This window comes from Serratia oryzae, from assembly GCF_001976145.1.
GTDB lineage: Bacteria > Pseudomonadota > Gammaproteobacteria > Enterobacterales > Enterobacteriaceae > Chania > Chania oryzae.
Genome location: NZ_MOXD01000003.1, coordinates 36,174 through 56,522 on the forward strand (window position 1 = coordinate 36,174; position 20,349 = coordinate 56,522).

Genomic DNA, 20,349 nt, shown 5'->3' on the forward strand with positions numbered 1-20,349 from the left:
CTTTATACCTATCGCATCCGTACCTGATTGATCGCAGCAATCAGGTACGAAGGGAAAGCTCAGGAGCTAACCTTTACTTGTTGTTTTTACCAGCAAATTGCTGATAGTTAGCTTCGGTGATCAGTTGATAAGGGATCATCACGCTGCTATCGACCTTTTCACCTTTCACCAGTTGGATGGCAGTCTGGACCGCTCCCTCCCCCTGGCCTTTAGCGTCCTGGAAGATGCTGAGGCTGAGATCGCCTTTCTTGATAAACTCCAGCGCATCCGGTGTACCATCAATTCCGGCAACCAGTACGCCGCTTTTTTTCGCCTGTTTCAGCGCCAGAATCGCCCCGATCGCCATTTCGTCGTTATTGGAAGCAATGGCATCAATCTGCTGCCCGGAAAGGATCCAATCGGTGGTGACATCCACCGCTTCTTTACGGAAAAACTTGGCCGTCTGTTTATCGACGATATGAATACCTGGATATTGGGCAGCCACTTCCTCAACGCCGCGAGTCCGATCGCGAGTCGCTTCGCTGGACAGCTCACCCAGCAAGATCATGACGTTGCCTTTACCCTTCATCAGCTTGGCCAGTTCTTCCATCTGCAGTTTGCCGGCCAGCTTGGAATCGGACCCGACATAGGCCATGCTGGCAGGCAACGTGGCTTCAGGGCGACGGTTGACAAATACCAGCGGGATTTTGGCGTTTTCTGCCAGCTTGATCATCGGTTTCACCCCTTGGGTATCCACCGGGTTCAGGATAATGGCATCCACCCCCTGGCTGACAAAGTTCTCCACCTGCTGGATCTGTTGAGCGATGTCCCCTTTAGCATCTTCAAACTGGCCGCTGACACCGCCGGTTTCTTTCATTTTGCTTTGCATTGCCTGGCGCAAAATGGTGAGGAAGTTGTCATCAAAATGCGCCATCGATACGCCGATTTTGATGTCTTTGGCAAACACGCTGACTGGCAACATACACAGCAGCACCGAGGTGACGATCAATTTCTTCAGCTTCATGTTCTGTACCCTTTTATCGTTAGAATGAAGAGGCCGGTTGACTCGACAGCCAATGAAAAATATTTTTTACATTCAAACAGCAACTTGCCTGTAACGATCTCCTTTATGCGGTGATTTACTGCCCTAATCACACGGGATTAAAACGTTTCGGTGAAACCTTTAAACAGATTAAAAACAATGCATTAAAATACTCTTTCTAATGCTGATCTTGTTCCACACGTTAAAATCAAATATTTATTTCATAATTTAGAATATTGAAATTTTTTAACCTAAACAAGCGAAACATGCGTTTTGGAATGAATGGGTAACAAAAATATGACACGGATCTAACAAATGGCGCCTAAGCGCCCCCTACTGCCAGCGATAGCTCGGCAGGCCTGCCTGTTTTTTGGCTTAAATGTGCGAACAGCAACGCAATTTATGCATCCCACCTGTCGTAATCTCCCCCGCTCGGCAATACTGAAATAACCACATCGTCAGGAGGTATTGGCATGCAATTGAGCAGTAAAGTACGGATGAACCGCCTGTTTAATCAGGGAAAATGCCTTGATGTCGCGATCGATCACGGCATCGCTAACGAGCCTGATTTCTTGATTGGGCTGGAAAATATTGCGCAGGTTATGCACAGCCTGATTGCGGCACAGCCGGATGCGATTCAGGTCAACTATGGTCAGGCTGACCTGCTGCAAAATACACCGCTGCGCAATAAACCGGCTCTGGTGATGCGCACCGACGTTGGCAACGCCTATAACGCCGCTCGCCACCGCGAAATGTGGGCGGTGCTGCACAACCCGGAAGCCCCTATTCTGGCGGCATTGCAGATGGACGCCGCCGCCGTGGTGGTGAATCTGTACATGATTCCTGACGAGCCCGGCATTTTCCGCCAGTGCGTAGAGAATATCGGCCGCCTGCGCCACGCCTGCGAGCGCTACGCCATGCCGCTGATGATTGAACCGCTGGTAATGGCCCCGGCGGGATTGGGGGCTGCCTACGGTTCACTGGGGGATGTCGAGAAAATGGTGCCATTGGTCAGGCTGGCACGGGAGTTGGGGGCGGATATCATTAAAGCCGATCCCACCGACCGGGTGCAGGACTTCCACCGCATTGTAGAGGCGGCGCGCTGCCCGACGCTGGTGCGCGGCGGTGGCAAAGGTGAATTGAGCGCGGTACTAGAAAAATCCGCCGCGTTGATGGCTCAAGGCGCCAGTGGGATGGTGTATGGCCGCAACGTGTATCAGCACAGCAATCCGTCACGGGTGGTCAGCGCACTGATGGCGATCGTCCACCAAGGCGCCAGCGGTGAGCAGGCATTGGAGATTTATCAGCAGGGTTGATTTTGCTGCTACGCCCGATAACGCTCCCGAATCAATATCGGGCAAAATGCGACGGAGCGTCCTATTGAAGCATTAAACCGCATTATTTCAGTTTGAATGATTATTAGGGGCTTTGAAAATGTTTATAGACCTCCTCATTGTCTGACGCTGCCGGGATTTCAGCGCTTTTATTGACTTTACAACAAAAAACCCACATAAGTGGGCTTAATAGAGTGATTTAGCCGGAAGAATCGATAACCTTTAGTCAGCCCATCCGGTCTTGGTTTCGAGAGGTGACTCTGACATGGTGTACTTCTCAACCACGTCACCATTAAAAATAACGGCAAGATCTTTTTGGGTGCCCTTCATCCCGTTATGGAATAAGCCATAGAATGGAATGTATGATTCCCCGGCGACTGTCGCTTCGACATATTCGTATTTCCAGATTTCATTTTTTTTATCGGTAAAACTAACGTTATCCGGAGAACCCAGAATCCCTTTGACTTCAGCCTTGGTTGTCACACCTTCTTTAATCTTACTTTTTATGCTCGCTTGGGTTTCTTTATGTAGGTTTTCGTTGCCCGCTGAAGATGCGCAACCCGTCAACAACGATGCCAGCAGTACTACGGCAAAAATCTTTTTCATTTCATCCCTTCCCATAGACAAGTAACAATTCATTACATGGTAGCAGAGCAAGGGAAGAGGACAATCATCATTAACGTTATTTTTCAACGAGGCTAGGCCTTGCGTTGCTGGTGCAGGGGTGTAAGTACTTAGGTGAAAGACGGCGAACATTCAGCTGCTGACAACTTGATTGCCTGCAGTTTGTTATAGCCGTGAAGCCACATTAGCGATGGCGCTTATTGAGTGCCATCTGTAATGTTACTTTCCTGCGTTATCCCGCTGCCACTTAATCAGCCCATCAATACGCGAAGCGCATATATCAAGCTCGTTCTGAGTCACCTGCAGCGCCATTACCGCATCTCCGAAAGTTTCTCCGGCAAATGGCGTTTGTTTACATTGCTGGAGCAGTGCCGCGGGGGGATACACGTAGATCAGTTGCGCGGCTGGCAGCGGCTTCGGTTTCTCTGCGCAAGATACGGCGAACATCATCTGGCAACTGCTGATTGCTGCAACCGTTATTCTCCAACGCCTTGCGTAGCTTTTCGTTTTCAGCATCGGCTTTTGCCCTCTTCTGCTGTTCAATCTTCAACTGTTCCTCGGTGGCGCGGCGGTCAGCATCTGTGGCATCTTTCAGCGCACTGATTGTCCCGTCACGATCTTTCACTGCAGCCACCAGCGATTTGTTTTCCTTCTTCGTGATGTTGAGATCTTCTGACAGCGAAGAGGCATACCAACCGAGACAGATGGCTACCAGCAGCAGGCTAATTAATCCGTATTGGTTCATGCTGGAATTCCCGCATGTGGCGCGTCCAGGAACTTGGCTGGCGTGTCACGCAGATTGCTCGTCCAGGTACACAGGGGACTCTCCCGTTCTTTGCCAGCCTGGTGCACCGTATCAGACACCGCTGCCGTTGTGGTAGTAACAGGTTTAGCCATAATTTCTCCTTATATTCATCCGCCCAAGGCACAATCGTTTTTCATCTTTGACTCTAAAGCCCAAAAGAGCTGTTTGAATAAACAGTATTTCAAGATGGCCGGAGAACAGATAGCAGAAAGCGTTTGGCTATCACTGGTACAACACACATTAGCTCGGAACAGACATGAAAAAGCTCCTGTTGCGCAAAACGCCTGGCCCACAGGTAATTCACACCGTACCAACGGTTTTGTCACGCAACTCCGTAAGCATATCCAATTCGGCTTCAATCTCATCAAGGCGGTTACCGATGGCCTGCAACAGCCGTTCTTCTGCAGCGGTTGGCGATACACTGCGTGTGGTTCGCGTAATGAGTTGGATTTTCGGGCGTTCTTCTAGCGCAGAAATCCGTAGGTTGCGTCACACCAAGATGGGCCGCCGCGCGGGTAAAACTTATTTCACGGGCGACGGTGAAAAAATAAAGACTATCAGGGCGTAAAACATTTATCTGCCATGAAATCAAGAAATTTAACCTCATTCATCAATAGACTTTCAGGAGCCTTTTTTAGAATATATTCTTTACTGTCACTTCTTATAAAAAACAGCGTGGAACCTGAGAAGTAGGATGGCGTAATAAGATAAATAAAAACTCCCTCATTGTACAACTCTATGTACTTAGTGCCGAAAATTGTCTTTTCCTCAGTTATTACAGCGTATTTTTTAGCAAGCACGGAACTGCCCAATCCGAAAGAATCCTTTATAAATTTTAGTTGTAATGCAACCAGGTTTTTACTTTCATCAAAGAGTAATAATACTTTGTCGAGATCTTCAGGGACGATATCCTTACGCACATCTTTGTTTAAATTAGGGGTTAATAGGTAAATATTACCCTTCAGGGCTTTATTGAAACCTATTTTTACTGCACTAGGATGTATTTTTTTAAACGTATCCTCTGTTGTTTCTCCAAACTTTATCGTAATTGTTCCTGTCTTAGTCGCACGTGCATCAGGACAAAATAGACAACTTAAAAACGAGAAAAAAAATAGGTTTAGAATGAATTTGGTACCCACAATCGCCCCTCGTGAATAATTTCATTAGCCTTGAAATTATTAAATAAAAAACAATCATATGGCAATGTTTTTTGCAGGTTTTTTAATGCTTATGTTACCAACACATAAAATCAGATTTTCACAGTATCATACTGCACTCTATCATTAGGCATGGGAATGAAGGGGAAAGGAAAATCCGCCCTTTGAGGGCTATGGGCGTGAGCGATGAAGAAAGCTTCTGACCGCTGCCCCTCCCGATGTTTACCCCTAAACAAACATCACGAAGCCGGTACGGGGCAGCCTTAACTGCTATGTAGTGGCGGTTTGGAGGATTTCAACTGTCGATATCGCAATTATCACTTGAAGTGGTTAATAAGCGTTTGATGAACTCCAATTTCGCGGTTTGTCGCCTGAATTCTAAAATCCGTAACACATTATAAACCACTGCCTTGTCGATCCCCTCCTCTAAAAGCATGGTGAGATCATCAAGAAACAATGTGACCTCTTCTTTGCTGATGCCTGGCCGCATTCCGTTTTCTCCTTTGCCTTATGTAAATGTCTACAATACATTAACAATTAACGCATGGCCGGGATTTCTCCCGGCTTTGTAGTTAATCCTTGGCTTCGTCGCCGTCAGACTCGCCAACAGAACCAGTTTCAACGCCGCTATCTGCATCTGATATTGATAGTGGCCAGGATCCGTATATACAGAAGTTAACCGTCATGGGAATGGCCATTTCCTTAATGAACAAGAACAATGTTTACCCATCGCCCGATCCGGACACCGTAGCATTGTTCTGCGTCTGGCATGATAATGAAGGTCAGTATTGGCTGGCTATCCATAACGTCTTTTCTGGCTTCTCTGTCGCCTGCACAAAAACGTTGGAAGTCTTGCGGTCGGGGGGTAATAGACTTCGCGGGTATGTTGCTTCACACTCTTAATTTGCAATTATCGAAAAAATGCCTCGGCATTTGCGAGGCATTTCATTTACGTCATATGTGATTTTAGTTGTACTAGTCGTTATGTAGCAGCTCAATGTTCGCCGTACTTGATAACTTGAGACTTGCTTTATTTAGGTTGGCACTTAAACTCACCGTACGTTGGCTTATCCAGAGGGTTCAAGCTAGGCATCATCAACGTCTGACAGCTAAATTTACGCCCTTTAGCAGTTACAGCATCAAAAACAACATTACTGCTGCCTAACGCATTTGCCTCTCCCTTCTGAATATTTGAAAGGGTCAGTTCATCGGTTGAAGCCAGCCCCAGCACATTGACCGTACCTTGTTGCAATAGCATCGTATCTGGCGCGCCTGTAGCACAACCTGTCAAAGTGAGAGCAACCGCAGCAGACAATATAATTTTTGATTTTCGTTTCATTTTTTGTCCTTAAAAATACAAATGGTAACAACCGGGAAAAAGTAGCACTTAACTAGGGGCTATCCCACTTAAAATTACCTAAAAATTATTTAATGTGACTAGTGTCACGAAATTTCCCCACTAACCTACTTGCACCAAATCGCTGTTCCTGCACTTTATCGGCACTCCTGCAATCAGCCGAGATTGCTCTTGAGGATTCGCCGCCGACATTCCATGAGATCCGGAGCCTGGCGGGGCGACTGTATGAGAGGGAGAAAGGGAAGGAGTTTGCAATGAAATTACTAGGGCACAAATCGGTGAAAATGACGGACAAGTATCTCGATACGAGGGGGAAAGAGTACGTGATGCTATAAAAGACCGGATATCAAAATTCGAACAAATTTCGGACATTTTCGGACATGAGATAAATTTCCCTTATAAATCAATTGGATAAAAAAAGACCGAATACGATTCCTATATTCGGTCTAGGGAAATGGCTCTTGGGATAGAGCCGTGCGCTAAAAGTTGGCATTTATGCAGGGCTTACTCAGCCATGCACTTTAAGAGTAGCTTAAGGTGCTAGTTTTGCCAGCCAGCCGCACGGCAAGTGATAATTTCGCAAAGAAATTAATTAGAGATAATCCCACTTCTCCGTCAACCTTTTCATAACCTATTGGTTGACAACCAATTACTCGGCACAAAGTTTTTCCGCTCTTGTACGAAAAACTTCAACGCTCATTTTCTTGCCTGGATTATGGGCATCATCCAGCAGAATCACATCCAGAGGCTGGGCTCGCTGTTGCCCCGCTTTCACCTGCGCCTGGGCGGCATCGTTCAGTGGATACTGCATTAACGTACTGTTGTTGAGCACAAACAGCGCATTACCCTTGCGGCATTGCAGCGTCACTTCCTCTTTGGTGAACGCCCACTGTTTGCCGTATTCCAGTTTAGTGACGTTAATCAGTTTATCTGCCGCCAATGCGCTGGTTGCCGTCGCCAGCAGTGCGATACCAAGAATTACAGATTTCATGAGATGGCCTTAAGGTTGCAATTTAATTCGATTTTCCCGCAACTAAGGGGCTGCGGCAAGCCGCAATGTCACACGGGTGCGTAGGTTGCAAAAACACTGACCAGTAACAAAACGGCCCCCCCCAACACCACTTCGCACCAGCAGGCCAAGATCAGCCCGCGTTGTGCCAATGTGGGCACGCTCCCCATCGCAGGCACAATAGCGTAACGGTTGGCCAGCGCGGCCAATACCATCAGCGCCACCAACGCGATTTTAAGCACCAGCAAACGCTGATAAGGGGAGTCGATATTCAACGGCCAATGCCCAAGAATAATCAGGCTGTTAATCACGCCGGTGAGGATCACCACCGCGACCGCAGCATGGCCCCAACGAGAAAAGCGGATCAGCGCCACCAGCGCATCGCTGCGCCACTGCGGCTGAACTAGATAACGCAGACAGGCCAGCAGCGGTAGCAAGCAGCCAAACCAATAACTTGCTGCCAACAGGTGTAACGCATGGTTAAAACGGTGCAAAACGCCCAGCGCGCCCGCGTGCATCGCCGCATGGCCGATAAACGCCATGCTGACCAGTAACAGCGCGGAACACCCGGCGAGCACCTTAGCACGATAGGGAACCGGTAGGCGTAGCGCCAACAAAACCAACCACGCCACCGCCAAATGCCAGCGCCAGGCCTCACCGAACGTCGTGCCCAGAACCGCCCACCAGGTTGCCAACTGCCAGGTATCGGCCCAACCATCCCCCATCAGCCCGGCCTGCACCGCCAGCATCAGCAATGCGGTAAACGCAGAAAGCCAGGTCGATGCCAGCAGTAGCGGGTGTAAATCGCGGGTAATGAGCGGAGAGAAACGCTGAGGTGACAGCACGGCGGTGAACAGGCTGCTTCCAAACATCAGCATCACCGCCGCAAAGTGCGCAAAGCGACACAGAATAAAAAGAGCCGCCAGAGTCATCGGTCAGTTTACGGTAAAACTGTATTGACCTTTGGTTTTGTGGCCATCAACGGAAACCACATGCCAACTGACGCTATATTTCCCCGCCGTCAGTTCCGTTTCAATCGGTACGTTGATCTGCGTGCTGTTATTGGGATCCAGGGTCAGCTTGCCGGTTTTCACCACGCTATGGTCAGGGCCGGTGACTTTCACCCCACTGAAGTTCGGCTCGATGCCTTCAGAGAAATTCAGCGTCAACATTTTCGGAGCGGAATGGGTGGTGGTATCAGCCGCTGGCGTCTGCATTTTAAGATGAGCATGCGCCAGAGCCTGCTGGGAGGAAAGCCCGACAAACAGGACAAAAAGGGTAGAAAGCAGGCGATAGGATGAACGGATTTTAGCGATCACAGAGGTGTCCCTTTTATCATAATGAAGGTGATCAGGGGCAGGCCGTTAACCGGAGCGATGTTTCCGCAACCTTACCCTACCACATGATTGCGCTGCAGGTTGTAGCAACGTATCGCGTTAAATAATAACGATGGTGAATCACCAAGTCGAGCACATCACTGGTATTTTAGTGTTTGGCAGCACGTATCGCTGTAAAGCCACTATAAATGCAGGGTATAAAAAACCGCATACCTTGAAGATACGCGGTTTACAGAAGCTGTCATCAAGCCTGGCCGTTGCCACCTTCAGACGCTGCGCTCATTCTCTTCAAATCTTTATCAATAAAGAACAAGGCTTTGCCGCTGTTGCCCACCAACGCCAGTTTGTCCAGCACCGATTTGAACAGCTTTTCTTCTTCATGCTGCTCAGCCACATACCATTGCAGGAAGTGGAAAGTGGAATAATCATGGGTAGTCATTGCCACATGCGCCAATTCGTTGATTTGGCGGGTGATCAGTTGCTCATGTTCGTAAGTTTGCTGGAAAACATCAGCTAGCGACTCAAACTCGGTCGGCGGTGCCGCAATGCTGCCCAGCAGGGGTAAAGCTCCGGTGTCACTAAGGTAATCAAAGAGACGTTGCATGTGCTGCATCTCTTCCTGAGCATGTTTTTTCAAGAACCCTGCAGCCCCCTCAAAGCCCTTGTCGCTACACCAAGCGCTCATCTGCAAATACAGATTGGCAGAATAAAACTCCAGGTTAAGTTGTTCATTGAGTTTTTTTATCATTTCTTGCGGCAACATGATGATTCCTTTTATTTTTCAGACCATAAAATTGAGTTCCTCGTATTATGCCCTGATTCAAACAAAATAAACACTCTTGATTAACCTCTCTTCACCCATATAGATTACTTTTAATTTTCATTCGGTTAAATATTTTCCATAATAGTTCAAAGAACACCAGGATAATATCCCCAGCCTTTACGCTGGCTTGTAAAGCGAATAGTTATTATTTAGAGAGAAAATCCCCCTCTTCTATTACATGGTAATAAAATAACCCTACTTTTCTCCAGTGAACCTTGCCTGCAGGAATATCCTGGCAATTTATGCTTGTTTCAGACTTGCCAAGTGGCCATGGGTGAATTACCTTCTGCGCTGATTTAATGCGACAACAGGAAGGACGATACCATGGGTTATAATCTGGCCGAGCTCTCCAAAGACGAGATGGACAAAATTAACGTCGATCTGGCCGCTTCAGGTGTAGCATTCAAAGAACGCTACAACATGCCGGTGATCCCAGAGATGGTGGAGCGTGAACAACCTACGCACCTGCGGGACTACTTTCGTGAGCGCGTGGCACACTATCGTGCTGAATCGCACAAGTTCTCGCGCCTGCCGTATGAGCCTAAAGCGAAGTAGAAGAACCTGCCGTTGCGGCAGGCTTACTGGTCAGTTACTTGCCAACAAAGCGATCGGTTGCCAGCATCAAGTGGTGCAGAATGCCAGGCTCATCCGTTGCGTGCCCTGCCCCTTCAACGATATACAGCTCAGCCTCCGGCCAAGCTTGCGCCAGATCCCAAGCGTTTTGCACCTGACAGGCCATGTCATAGCGGCCATGCACAATCACCGCTGGGATATGGCGGATCAGGTGGACGTTTTTCAGGAGTTGATCGTCACTCTCAAGAAAACCCAGGTGGGTAAAGTAATGATTTTCGATGCGCGCAAAGGCCAAAGCGAAATCATCCTCACCGAAAGAAAAAGAAGCTGAGGCGCTGTTTGGCAACAGCGTCACAGTTTCACCTTCCCACACGCTCCATAGCTTGGCGGCTTCGAGCTGGATCTGCAGGTCTGGCGACGTCAAACGCTGGCGATAAGCGGCAATAACGTCTTTACGCTCCTCTGCAGACAGAATGGACAATACGCGTTCCCATTTGTCGGGGAAAAAACGTGAGGCGCCATCCTGATAATACCAACTCAGCTCCCGCTTGCGCAGTGTGAAAATACCGCGTAACACCATCTCACTGACGCATTGCGGATGCGTTTGGGCATATGCCAGCGCCAGAGTCGAGCCCCAGGAACCGCCAAACACCAGCCATTGTTCCACACCGATCATCTTGCGCAGCCGTTCAATATCCGCCACCAGATGCCAGGTGGTATTATTATCCAGGCTGGCATGGGGCTTGGAACGACCGCAGCCGCGTTGATCAAACAGCAGCACCTTATAGCGCTCAGGATCAAACAGCTGACGGTGGTAAGGAGCAATCCCGCCGCCGGGGCCGCCGTGGAGAAATACGGCAGGTTTACCGTTTGGGTTACCACTCAATTCCCAGTAGATCCGGTGCCCCTCCCCGGTGTCCAACCAACCGCTATCATAAGCTGCTAATGGCGGGTACAAACCTCGTAACTGTTCCATGGCGTTTCCGTCTGTGTGAGTTATTCATTCATCAAAGCCGAAGCCGCGCATCTGGTCAACGTTAAAACGAGAAAACACTTAATTACGCCAGTATGTTAGCGATAGTTGCTTAAAATGACGCCGATTTGTTCTTACGTAAATGCGGTTCACGCATCTCCTGAGCCGTTTTGGCTTCAATGCACAACTCTGCCGTCGGGCGTAATAATAATCGCGCCAGCCCAATCGGTTCCCCCGTCTCCAGGCAATAGCCGTAGTCACCCTTCTCCAGCCTTGCTAATGCCGCAGTCATCTTCGGTAGCAGGCGGCTTTCTCGATCCAACTGGCGGAACAGCAAACGCAGATCTTCTTCCCGCGCTGCCTTGTCAGCTTCGTCACCACTCACATCACCGCTATCGATATCTCGCTTCAGCACGTCAATGTGTTGCCAAAGCCTCTGTTGTTCCTCCAGCAAACGCTGGCGGAAAAACGCCCGCTGCTCCGTATTCATGTAATCAGATTCCGGCATCGCCAGCAGTTGCTGCTCGCTTAACAACGTCATTACTGTCATGGAACTCTCCGGTACGCAAATTTGTTATACTATAACATTTTTAATGCATGGAATGTTAATAAAGAATAATCATCGGATTAACAACGTGTTGATACTCAAGCCCGCTTTACTGCTTGCATAGGGTAGCCGTTAAAGGGTTAATAGAGCGGCAACCTACCCAACCATAGGTAACTGAGAGGCCATAATGAGTAAGGGAATGGATAGCAAGAAAAATGCGAAGAAGAAGCCGTTAAAAACTCCAGCCGAAAAACGGGCTGGCAAGCGTGCCAAGAAAGGTCAATCATCTGGCGAATAAGCGCACTTCCGACCGTAGTTAAACCCGCCAAGGCGGGTTTTTTGTTGTCTGAAAACCCCTATGTCACGTATCGTTAAGCGAAAACAAGCGACTATCATCGAGAAAAATATGAGCTTACGTGTCATAGATACCGAAACCTGCGGGCTGGACGGCGGCGTAGTGGAAGTGGCCTCTGTCGATGTTATTGACGGGCGCATTACCAACCCGATGAACGATCTGATCAGCCCCGATCGCCCCATCAGCCTTGATGCCATGGCCATTCACCATATCACCGAACAAATGGTTGAAGGTAAGCCACGCATCGCGGTGGCGATTGGCCGCTATCAGGGCAGTAAATACTATGTGGCACACAATGCGGCATTCGATCGCGGGGTATTGCCAGAAATGCATGGTGCCTGGATTTGTACCGTAAAGCTGGCGCGAGCGCTCTACCCAGACATTAAATATGGTAATCAATACCTGCGTTATGCCCTGAATCTGGATGTCCAACTGCCGCAGGACACCACGCTTTATCCGCACCGTGCGCTGTATGACTGCTATGTAACCGCTGCGCTGCTGCAACGCATTATGCGGGATTCGGGCTGGACGCCAGAACAGATGGTGCAGATCACCGAACAGCCGGTATTGCTGAAAAAGTTCAAATTCGGCAAATATCGTGGACAAGAGATTGAACGAGTGGCGCAGGACGATCCCGGCTATCTGCGCTGGATGCTGAAATCCATTGACGATCTCAGCCCCGACATGAAACATACGCTGAAGTATTATCTGATCGGATAACGGTGCGGGCGGCTTCTGCCACCCGCGTTTTCGCTACTCGGCCAGCGAAAGAATGAACGCATACTCCAACGCGATATCTTCATAAGCCTTAAAACGGCCTGACTTGCCGCCGTGGCCCGCATCCATATCGGTATGCAGCAACAGCTGGCGATCGTCAGTTTTCAGCTCACGCAGTTTTGCCACCCACTTCGCAGGTTCCCAGTATTGCACCTGCGAATCATGCAAGCCGGTGGTGACTAACAGATGCGGGTAATCCTGCGCTTGCACCTGATCATAAGGGCTGTACTGTTTGATATAGTCGTAGTAGGCCTTGTCGTTTGGATTACCCCACTCGTCATATTCACCGGTGGTCAGCGGGATCGACTCATCCAGCATGGTAGTCACCACGTCCACAAACGGAACCTGCGCGACCACGCCATGGTACAACTGAGGTGCCTGATTGATGATTGCCCCCATCAATAGCCCACCCGCGCTGCCGCCCATGGCAAATACCCGTTGGCCGTCACCATAACCTTGCGCCACCAGCGTTTCGGTCACGTCAATAAAGTCGTTGAAGGTATTCTGTTTTTTGAACAGCTTGCCGTCTTCATACCACAGTTGGCCCAGTTCGGCGCCGCCGCGAATGTGTGCCAGAGCGAAAACGAAGCCACGGTCCAGCAGGCTAAGGCGGCTGGCGCTGAACGCCGGATCCATGCTGCTACCGTAAGAACCATAGCCATAGACCAATAACGGATTCGCACCCTGAGCAAAGCGATCGGTACGGTAAACCAGCGATACCGGCACTTCAACGCCATCGCGCGCCTTCACCCACACCCGTTCGCTGCGGTAGTTTTCCGCAGTAAAGTTTTTCACTTCCTGCTGCTTGAGCTGCACGCGCTCGCCGCTGTCCAGATTCAATTCATACATCGTGGAAGGCGTGGTCATAGAAGAATAGCCATACCGCAGCAGAGCAGTTTCTGGCTGCGGGTTGTACGCCAGCCAGGTGACATAGGTTGGATCGTCGAAGACGATGCTTTTGTCTTCTCCGCTACGCCAATGAATCTGGCGCAGCTGCGTCAGGCCTGCGATACGCTCTTCCACCACCAGCCAGTCGCGAAACAGGCTGAACCCCTCAATCATTACCTCGGCACGTGGTGCGATCAGCGTTTGCCATTGCGCCTCATCGCCTTGCTCGCTTTGGTAAAGACCAAAGTTCTTGCCGTCTTTGTTGGAGCGGATATAGAAATGCTGATGGTAGTGGTCAAGGCCGTATTCGTGATCTTTCCGTCGTGGGGCAAACATCTGCGGCGTGCTGTTGGCATCATCCGCGTCCAGCAACAGAATCTCTGATGTGGTGGTGCTGCTGAGATGGATCAGGATGAAACGTTCAGAGGTGGTTTTTTCCAGGCCGACATAGAAAGTGTCATCCTGTTCTTCATAAATCAGCACATCCTGCTGCGGATCGCTGCCCACCACGTGCCGGTATACCTGATATGGCAGCAGCGTTTTCGCATGTTTGCGAACGTAATAAACGGTGGCGGAGTCGTTCGCCCACTCAAAATTGCCGGAGGTGTTCTCCAGCACCTCACCGAACCAGCTATCATCATCCAGGTTCTTGAAACGAATATCATATTGGCGGCGTGACAGAAAATCTTCCGCCACCGCCAGGCGCTGGTTATTTGGGCTCACGTCCAACCCACCCAACGTATAAAACTCGTGCCCTTCGGCGCGCTGATTACCGTCGATCAAGGTGCTCCACTGCTCGCGTGCCGCTTCTGGCTGGCGGACATAGAGCGCATATTCATTACCCGGCTCGTAGCGGGTCTGATAACGGAAACCGCGCTTTACGTAAGGCACGGAATGTTCCTGTTGCGGGATACGTGCGACCATTTCCTGATACAGCGCTTCGCGCAGCGCCTGCTGCGGCTTTAACTGTGCATCCGTATAGGCATTCTCAGCCCGTAAATAGTCCAGTACCTGTGGATCTGCGCGTTCGTCATCACGCAACCAGTAATAATCATCAACGCGCGTGTCACCGTGAGTGGTGATCGGATAAGGACGTTTATCTGCCTTAGGGGGTGTCATCATTGCTAAATCATCCGCTTACCTTGATTAAAACAAGAGTGACCGATCCCCCTCGGATTAACAAGCGGCGGAGCTACACCAAATCACGTTTTTTCTCATGAACGTCGTTTTCGATGCCCTGCTTGACGTCAGCCGGAATTTTCAGCGATTGTGCCAACGCGTCAAGGTAGCTACGCTCCATAAAATGATCGACATCAATCACCATACAGCTCAGGTAATACACTTCTAACGCTTCATCTTCATTTTTCACGCTTTGCGCAATCAGATCCGGATTCAGCGGCTGCTCAATGGCTTGTTGCACCCAGCGTTGCGCTTCCTCACCCACCTGCAACTGCTCCAGGCTGTGGTCGATCGCCTGCTTTTCTTCTTCGTCGATATGGCCGTCGCTTTTGGCCGCAAACACCAGCGCTTGTACCAGCCGTTTGGCGCGCAAATCAGCTGGCGTACTCTGCTGGCCAAACTGTGCTTCTTCCTGATGCGTTTCTTTGACCCGCTGTTTGTATTTGTTCCACAGCACAGCCCCTAACGCCGCACTGCCACCGATTATCAACGCGTTTTTACCCAACTTGCCCACCATTTTGCGGGAAGACTTATTGGCTAATAGCACGCCTACCAGGCCGCCCAGCGCGGTTGGGGCCAGTAATTTACCAAGGCCTTCCGCCCCTCCCATTGAGTTGGCTTTATCACCCAACATGGATTGAATCTGTTGTATCCAGTTATTTTTCATTATCTACCTCTAAACAGGTGCAATGTGGCACGAAGGCACTACCAGTGCCAAAGCGCCGATCAATCTTCAGAGTAGGGGATTATTTGTCAATAAATGTATAAAAGGTGCAAAATTGTGTCGCGGAAGGCTGGCAGGTTGTATAAAGCGAGGGATTAGCGTTTGCTGAAAGCAATCACAAACAGCTCATCCAGCCCTGGATAAATATCGTTGATCACCTGCTTCAGCTCGCTGAGCGTCATATTCTCCTGCTGAGCATGAGCCTCGGTCAACGCGCCTAAACGTATCGGCGTGACCGACAGCACGTCAATAAAACAGAAAAATACGCCGTCTTCGTTACGGCTCACGCGCAACACCTCACCGGGTTGAAAATGAGACTCACTGGCATCCCGAATGGTGATGGTTTTGCGCCCGGCCATAATATCTTGCTCGAAGCGGCTGAAGAAGGTTATCTCACGAGCCATGTCACTTCCTGGTTCATCATTGTGCCGCAGATTATGCCGCCTGCTGTTCTGACTCTGGTACGGACGCTTCTGGCAGGATGACAACCGGTTTTTCTGCTTTGGTTTTCGCCGGTTTTTTCACCGTTTCCTGCGGCGCGGCACCACGCAAGATCTGTGCTAAGGCTTCTTTATTTTCAGCCAGGAAGAAGCTCAGCCCTTCACGCTGCTCCTCTTCCAGGGCGATCGGTGCCTGTTGTAGCCATTCACCGAGGCTGTCGGCCAGATCCAGCATTTTGTCGTAGGCATCGGCATCTTTCTTGTTAGCGAAAGTCATTTTTTCCTCACCGTTTCTTACTACCACGTATTTCACTTCAACAGCCATGTGCGCATTCCTCAAAGGTAATTATACTGTAATTTTATACAGTATAATATCATACCGGACAGGAGCGCAAGCGCCCCGCCGTTTATTATTTCAGCAGCCGCGCTTTGCAGCTTTTACCTTTGAGCTTGCCCTGCTGAAGCTGTTGCAGCGCCTTGCGTGCGCTGGCCTTGCGGATCGCTACATAAGCATGCACCGGGAACATATCAATCTTGCCCACCTCTGCCGCCGTCAGCCCGGCATCGCCAGTCAGCGCACCGAGAATATCGCCAGGGCGGATTTTCGCCTTGCGCCCACCGTCGATACATAGTGTGACCATTTCGGCTTCTAACGAGACATTTGACGCACCGCTGAGTTCTGAAACCGGCAGCCAATTAGCCGTCATTTGCAGATACTCTTCGATCGCATGGACACGCGCCATTTCCTGTGGCGTACACAGGCTGATGGCCAGCCCGTCCATACCCGCACGGCCAGTGCGGCCAATGCGGTGTACGTGCACTTCCGGGTCAAACGCCAATTCGTAGTTTACGACCAGTTCCAGATCTTTGATATCCAACCCCCGGGCCGCGACGTCGGTCGCCACCAGTACACGGCAGCTACGGTTGGCAAAGCGTACCAATACCTGATCGCGATCGCGCTGTTCCAGATCGCCATGCAGTGCCAGCACGCTGATGCCGCGCGCTTCCAGCGCTTCAAACACGCTCTGGCAGTCACGCTTGGTGTTGCAGAACACCACGCAGGAAGCGGGTTGGTAATGGCGGATCGCCGCAACCAACACCGCCGGGCGCTGATCGCGTGTGGTTTCATAGAAACGCTGCTCGATGGTGGTTGGCTCGTCATCGCCATCCACCTCCACGTTCAGCGGCTCGCGCTGCACGCGGGCACTGATGCGCTCGATACCTGCCGGGTAGGTGGCGGAAAACAGCAACGTCTGGCGTTGCTGTGGGGTATAGCTGATCACGTCGTCGATATCATCGGCAAAGCCCATATCCAGCATGCGATCGGCTTCATCCAGCACCAGCACCTTCAAATCATCCAGCACCAGCGTTTTCTTACGCAGATGCTCCTGAATGCGCCCCGGTGTCCCCACCACGATATGCGGCGCATGCACCAACGAATCGAGCTGTGGCCCTACCGGCTGGCCGCCGCACAAGGTTAGAATTTTGATGTTCTGCGTGAAGCGCGCCAAGCGGCGCAGTTCTTTGCTCACCTGATCGGCCAATTCACGGGTCGGGCACAGGATCAGCGCCTGAGCCGCTACTTGGGTAACGTTGATTTTATCCAGCAGGCCAATGCCGAATGCTGCCGTCTTACCGCTGCCGGTTTTCGCTTTGGCACGAACGTCCTGCCCTTTCAGGATGGCGGGCAGCGCTGCGGCCTGTACCGGCGTCATTTCGGCATACCCCAGTTCGTTGAGGTTGGCCAACTGTTCGGCTGGCAGCGGCAGGGAAGAAAAGGAAACTGTGCTCACGGCAATAACTCTTATAGCAAGTGGAAAGGCGGCGCGGCACGCAGGCTGGCACCGGATCAGGCGCAGATGATAACAGAGTTAATGCAGATTCCGGATTGCAGCAGTAAAAAAACTGCACAAAATCGCGTTGCACCAGGCAACAAAGTGTCAGTGTTCCACGCAAGATTTGATTTAAATCAAACAAAAGCCAATAAAATATTTAACCATAAAGAAACAAAAAACATCACTTTTACGTTAAGAATTTTCATAAAGTGAAAAATATTAAAACGTCATTTTTAAACAAACAAAAGAAGCATTTAAAACTCACCTTATTAGACATATTCAATAAGATAATTCGCAACTTCACTGAAAAACAAAAATGATTATAACTACGCAGGCGGTCATTTTTTATTTTCCAGGAAACTCCCCATTAAATAAGGAAATGTATGATGATGAAAAAATCCTTTACTTCTCGTGTTATTACCCTGGCCAGCATACTGGCAGGATTAAGCACCTACGCGACGATGGCCAGCGATGGCACATTGCTTTTCAGCTCAAAGCTGCTGGGAACCGCCTGTATGATTACTCCATCTCAAAATATTGTGCTTGATGATATGGCTATCGGGCAATTTCCTTCGCCTGGTGCAACCGCTGCCCTAAAGGAGTTTGAAATAGAACTGAGCAACTGCCCTCCACAGGTGAAAAATGCGCAAATTCGATTTGAAGGTACCGCTTCAGAATACACCGCTTACCGCGCTTTTGCTCTTGATGATCAGGATGCGCCAACAACCGCTAAAGGCATTGCATTCCAGATACAAAACGATCCCAAGTACAATATCTATGCCTCAATAGCCCCTAACACCCTTTCCTACAAGGTCGAGTTGGATACTACGCCCGGGAATATCAATAAACTCATCTTCACTGGCCGCTATGTGGCAGTAAGCAACGACATCAAGGCTGGCACAGCCAATGTAACCACCCAGTTCAGCATCATCTATCCATAATTTTCCTCAGCCGGGCCGCTAATTGCGCGGTGGCTCGGCCTTCTTTTGCAGCTTCGCAGGTTGCCTTCACCTGCACACGCAATCGTTTTCGTATATAATGCGCCACCATTATCAGACCGCATTATTCCTATCAGACCCAGGTACGAAACTATGTTAACCATTGGAACCGCCCTGCGCCCGTCCGCCACCCGCGTTATGCTGCTCGGCTCCGGCGAGTTGGGTAAAGAAGTTGCCATTGAATGCCAGCGCTTAGGGCTAGAAGTGATAGCCGTCGATCGTTACCAAAACGCTCCTGCCATGCATGTCGCCCATCGCAGCCATGTGATCAATATGCTGGATGGTCAGGCGCTGAAAGCGGTTATTGAGTTAGAGCACCCTGATTATATCGTGCCGGAAATTGAAGCCATCGCTACCAGCATGCTGGTTGAGTTGGAGCAACAGGGGCACCGCGTGGTGCCCTGCGCCGAAGCCACGCGCCTAACCATGAACCGCGAAGGTATCCGCCGCCTGGCGGCAGAAACCCTCGGTTTACCAACCTCGACCTATCGCTTTGCCGACAGCGAAGAGGGTTTCCGTGCGGCCGTGGCGGAAATTGGCTACCCGTGCATCATCAAACCGGTCATGAGCTCGTCTGGTAAAGGGCAAAGCCTGATCCGCAGCGAACAGCAGCTAGGCAGCGCCTGGGAATACGCGCAGCAAGGCGGCCGCGCCGGCGGTGGCCGGGTGATTGTGGAAGGGTTAGTGAAATTTGATTTCGAGATCACCTTGCTGACCATCAATGCCGTTGATGGCGTGCATTTCTGTGCCCCGATCGGCCATCGTCAGGAAGATGGCGACTACCGTGAGTCCTGGCAGCCCCAGCAGATGTCTGAGCTGGCGTTAAGCCGTGCTCAGGCGATTGCCGCAAACGTGGTGAACGCCTTGGGGGGCTTTGGCTTGTTTGGGGTTGAGCTGTTTGTCTGCGGTGACGACGTGATTTTCAGTGAAGTGTCGCCGCGCCCGCACGATACCGGCATGGTTACGCTGATTTCGCAGGGTCTGTCCGAATTCGCCCTGCATGTGCGCGCATTTCTCGGGCTGCCGATCGGCACCATCCGCCAGTTCGGGCCTTCAGCCTCTGCGGTGATCCTGCCTGAACTGACCAGTCAAAACGTGCGATTCGGCGGGTTGACTCAGGCGTTAAGCGGCCACAATCAGGTACGTTTATTCGGCAAGCCGGAGATCAGTGGTAAACGTCGCCTGGGTGTGGCACTAGCCAGCGCGGCAAACGTTGAGCAAGCGGTAGAATTGGCGAAACAAGCGGCTGCGGCAGTGAAAGTTCAGGGCTGATAACGCAGGGGTTCGGCATGCCGAACCCCGATAAGATCAATAATTTTCGTCGTCTTCCGCGTCGTCTTCCAGATATTCGGTCGGTTCTTCCTGCGTTTCTTCCTCTTCGTCGTCGAACAGGGCGGTTACCCGATCCCCTTGGTGCTTTTCGCGGATTTCCTGTGCGACGCGCGCAATGGCTTCCCCACTGCTCATGCCTTGTTCCATCAAGTAATGGATGCGTTCAGCAGCTTCCTGCTGCTCTTGATGACTCAGTGATGGCATACCTGCAAGCATGTGTTTCTCCCCGATAAAATGGACGTGGATTATACGCCTTAAAAC

Annotated in this window: 26 protein-coding genes and 1 pseudogene; 6 read left to right on the plus strand and 21 right to left on the minus strand. The window is 50.5% G+C overall.

The window, feature by feature from the left end:
- Window positions 1–73 precede the first annotated feature (73 nt).
- Window positions 74–1,003 carry a sugar ABC transporter substrate-binding protein gene (locus tag BMI79_RS06110; protein WP_076941272.1) on the minus strand — a complete coding sequence of 310 codons (930 nt, stop codon included), beginning with the start codon at window positions 1,001–1,003 and terminating at the stop codon, window positions 74–76.
- A 491-nt stretch (window positions 1,004–1,494) separates the two neighbouring features.
- On the opposite strand from BMI79_RS06110, the gene BMI79_RS06115 reads away from it, so the two are divergent.
- Window positions 1,495–2,337, plus strand: a complete 843-nt coding sequence (locus BMI79_RS06115; protein WP_076941273.1) for a class I fructose-bisphosphate aldolase — start codon at window positions 1,495–1,497, stop codon at window positions 2,335–2,337.
- Window positions 2,338–2,577: 240 nt separating this feature from the next.
- On the opposite strand, the gene BMI79_RS06120 is transcribed toward BMI79_RS06115, so the two are convergent.
- The 8 genes and pseudogenes from BMI79_RS06120 to BMI79_RS06150 form a co-directional block, all read right to left on the minus strand.
- Window positions 2,578–2,961, minus strand: coding sequence for a hypothetical protein (locus tag BMI79_RS06120; RefSeq protein ID WP_083704381.1), 384 nt, complete (start codon window positions 2,959–2,961; stop codon window positions 2,578–2,580).
- A 237-nt stretch (window positions 2,962–3,198) separates the two neighbouring features.
- Window positions 3,199–3,429, minus strand: a complete 231-nt coding sequence (gene lysC, locus BMI79_RS24550) for an Rz1-like lysis system protein LysC (RefSeq protein WP_076941274.1) — start codon at window positions 3,427–3,429, stop codon at window positions 3,199–3,201.
- Complete coding sequence (locus tag BMI79_RS06130) at window positions 3,332–3,724, minus strand: DUF2570 family protein (RefSeq protein WP_076941275.1); 393 nt, start codon at window positions 3,722–3,724, stop codon at window positions 3,332–3,334. The genes lysC and BMI79_RS06130 overlap by 98 nt, the downstream gene beginning before the upstream one ends.
- Window positions 3,721–3,876, minus strand: coding sequence for a hypothetical protein (locus BMI79_RS23755; RefSeq protein WP_158069105.1), 156 nt, complete (start codon window positions 3,874–3,876; stop codon window positions 3,721–3,723). Before BMI79_RS23755 ends, BMI79_RS06130 begins: the two co-directional genes overlap by 4 nt.
- 211 nt (window positions 3,877–4,087) lie before the next feature.
- Window positions 4,088–4,391, minus strand: a pseudogene (locus BMI79_RS24185) (LysR family transcriptional regulator); the annotation flags it as partial.
- Window positions 4,342–4,923, minus strand: coding sequence for a hypothetical protein (locus BMI79_RS06140; RefSeq protein ID WP_076941276.1), 582 nt, complete (start codon window positions 4,921–4,923; stop codon window positions 4,342–4,344). The pseudogene BMI79_RS24185 and the gene BMI79_RS06140, both read right to left, overlap by 50 nt.
- Before the next feature lie 313 nt (window positions 4,924–5,236).
- Window positions 5,237–5,431 (minus strand): hypothetical protein, encoded by a 195-nt coding sequence (locus BMI79_RS06145; protein ID WP_076941277.1) that lies wholly within the window; start codon window positions 5,429–5,431, stop codon window positions 5,237–5,239.
- 540 nt (window positions 5,432–5,971) lie between these two features.
- Entirely contained in the window at window positions 5,972–6,280 is a 309-nt protein-coding gene (locus BMI79_RS06150) for a hypothetical protein (protein WP_076941278.1), read from the minus strand.
- Window positions 6,281–6,381: 101 nt separating this feature from the next.
- Between BMI79_RS06150 and BMI79_RS06155 the strand changes: the two genes are divergently transcribed.
- Complete coding sequence (locus tag BMI79_RS06155) at window positions 6,382–6,633, plus strand: tyrosine-type recombinase/integrase (protein WP_338326067.1); 252 nt, start codon at window positions 6,382–6,384, stop codon at window positions 6,631–6,633.
- 314 nt (window positions 6,634–6,947) lie between these two features.
- Here the strand turns inward: BMI79_RS06155 and BMI79_RS06160 are convergent, their stop codons facing one another.
- The 4 genes from BMI79_RS06160 to ftnA all read right to left on the minus strand — a co-directional run bounded on the left by BMI79_RS06160 (window position 6,948) and on the right by ftnA (window position 9,407).
- Window positions 6,948–7,289, minus strand: a complete 342-nt coding sequence (locus tag BMI79_RS06160) for a YebY family protein (protein WP_076941279.1) — start codon at window positions 7,287–7,289, stop codon at window positions 6,948–6,950.
- A 68-nt stretch (window positions 7,290–7,357) separates the two neighbouring features.
- Window positions 7,358–8,239 carry a copper homeostasis membrane protein CopD gene (copD, locus tag BMI79_RS06165; RefSeq protein ID WP_076941280.1) on the minus strand — a complete coding sequence of 294 codons (882 nt, stop codon included), beginning with the start codon at window positions 8,237–8,239 and terminating at the stop codon, window positions 7,358–7,360.
- A gap of 3 nt (window positions 8,240–8,242) precedes the next feature.
- Complete coding sequence (gene yobA / locus BMI79_RS06170; protein ID WP_076941281.1) at window positions 8,243–8,626, minus strand: CopC domain-containing protein YobA; 384 nt, start codon at window positions 8,624–8,626, stop codon at window positions 8,243–8,245.
- Between the two features lie 262 nt (window positions 8,627–8,888).
- Window positions 8,889–9,407, minus strand: a complete 519-nt coding sequence (gene ftnA / locus BMI79_RS06175) for a non-heme ferritin (protein WP_076941282.1) — start codon at window positions 9,405–9,407, stop codon at window positions 8,889–8,891.
- 384 nt (window positions 9,408–9,791) lie between these two features.
- Here ftnA and BMI79_RS06180 point away from each other — a divergent pair, with 384 nt between their 5' ends.
- Window positions 9,792–10,022, plus strand: a complete 231-nt coding sequence (locus BMI79_RS06180; RefSeq protein ID WP_076941283.1) for a DNA polymerase III subunit theta — start codon at window positions 9,792–9,794, stop codon at window positions 10,020–10,022.
- 34 nt (window positions 10,023–10,056) lie between these two features.
- On the opposite strand, the gene pip is transcribed toward BMI79_RS06180, so the two are convergent.
- Together pip and dksA are read right to left on the minus strand one after the other, a co-directional pair.
- Window positions 10,057–11,016: a prolyl aminopeptidase gene (gene pip, locus BMI79_RS06185; RefSeq protein WP_076941284.1), complete on the minus strand. Its 960-nt coding sequence runs from the start codon at window positions 11,014–11,016 to the stop codon at window positions 10,057–10,059.
- A 109-nt stretch (window positions 11,017–11,125) separates the two neighbouring features.
- Window positions 11,126–11,563, minus strand: a complete 438-nt coding sequence (dksA, locus tag BMI79_RS06190; RefSeq protein ID WP_076941285.1) for an RNA polymerase-binding protein DksA — start codon at window positions 11,561–11,563, stop codon at window positions 11,126–11,128.
- A 403-nt stretch (window positions 11,564–11,966) separates the two neighbouring features.
- On the opposite strand from dksA, the gene exoX reads away from it, so the two are divergent.
- A complete protein-coding gene (gene exoX, locus BMI79_RS06195) occupies window positions 11,967–12,635 on the plus strand; it encodes an exodeoxyribonuclease X (RefSeq protein WP_076941676.1) in 669 nt (222 codons plus the stop codon).
- A gap of 33 nt (window positions 12,636–12,668) precedes the next feature.
- Here exoX and BMI79_RS06200 read toward each other — a convergent pair whose 3' ends face one another.
- The 5 genes from BMI79_RS06200 to dbpA form a co-directional block, all read right to left on the minus strand.
- Window positions 12,669–14,702, minus strand: a complete 2,034-nt coding sequence (locus BMI79_RS06200; protein WP_076941286.1) for a S9 family peptidase — start codon at window positions 14,700–14,702, stop codon at window positions 12,669–12,671.
- A gap of 70 nt (window positions 14,703–14,772) precedes the next feature.
- A complete protein-coding gene (locus BMI79_RS06205; RefSeq protein ID WP_076941287.1) occupies window positions 14,773–15,426 on the minus strand; it encodes a tellurite resistance TerB family protein in 654 nt (217 codons plus the stop codon).
- Window positions 15,427–15,578: 152 nt separating this feature from the next.
- Window positions 15,579–15,887: a N(4)-acetylcytidine aminohydrolase gene (yqfB, locus tag BMI79_RS06210; protein WP_076941288.1), complete on the minus strand. Its 309-nt coding sequence runs from the start codon at window positions 15,885–15,887 to the stop codon at window positions 15,579–15,581.
- Between the two features lie 31 nt (window positions 15,888–15,918).
- A complete protein-coding gene (locus BMI79_RS06215; RefSeq protein ID WP_076941289.1) occupies window positions 15,919–16,248 on the minus strand; it encodes a YebG family protein in 330 nt (109 codons plus the stop codon).
- 85 nt (window positions 16,249–16,333) lie between these two features.
- Window positions 16,334–17,716: an ATP-dependent RNA helicase DbpA gene (gene dbpA / locus BMI79_RS06220; RefSeq protein WP_076941290.1), complete on the minus strand. Its 1,383-nt coding sequence runs from the start codon at window positions 17,714–17,716 to the stop codon at window positions 16,334–16,336.
- A 425-nt stretch (window positions 17,717–18,141) separates the two neighbouring features.
- On the opposite strand from dbpA, the gene BMI79_RS06225 reads away from it, so the two are divergent.
- Together BMI79_RS06225 and purT are read left to right on the plus strand one after the other, a co-directional pair.
- Window positions 18,142–18,699, plus strand: a complete 558-nt coding sequence (locus BMI79_RS06225; RefSeq protein ID WP_125828741.1) for a fimbrial protein — start codon at window positions 18,142–18,144, stop codon at window positions 18,697–18,699.
- 150 nt (window positions 18,700–18,849) lie between these two features.
- Window positions 18,850–20,028 (plus strand): formate-dependent phosphoribosylglycinamide formyltransferase, encoded by a 1,179-nt coding sequence (gene purT, locus BMI79_RS06230; protein WP_076941292.1) that lies wholly within the window; start codon window positions 18,850–18,852, stop codon window positions 20,026–20,028.
- A gap of 36 nt (window positions 20,029–20,064) precedes the next feature.
- Here the strand turns inward: purT and BMI79_RS06235 are convergent, their stop codons facing one another.
- Entirely contained in the window at window positions 20,065–20,304 is a 240-nt protein-coding gene (locus BMI79_RS06235; RefSeq protein WP_076941293.1) for a YoaH family protein, read from the minus strand.
- Between the last annotated feature and the right edge of the window lie 45 nt (window positions 20,305–20,349).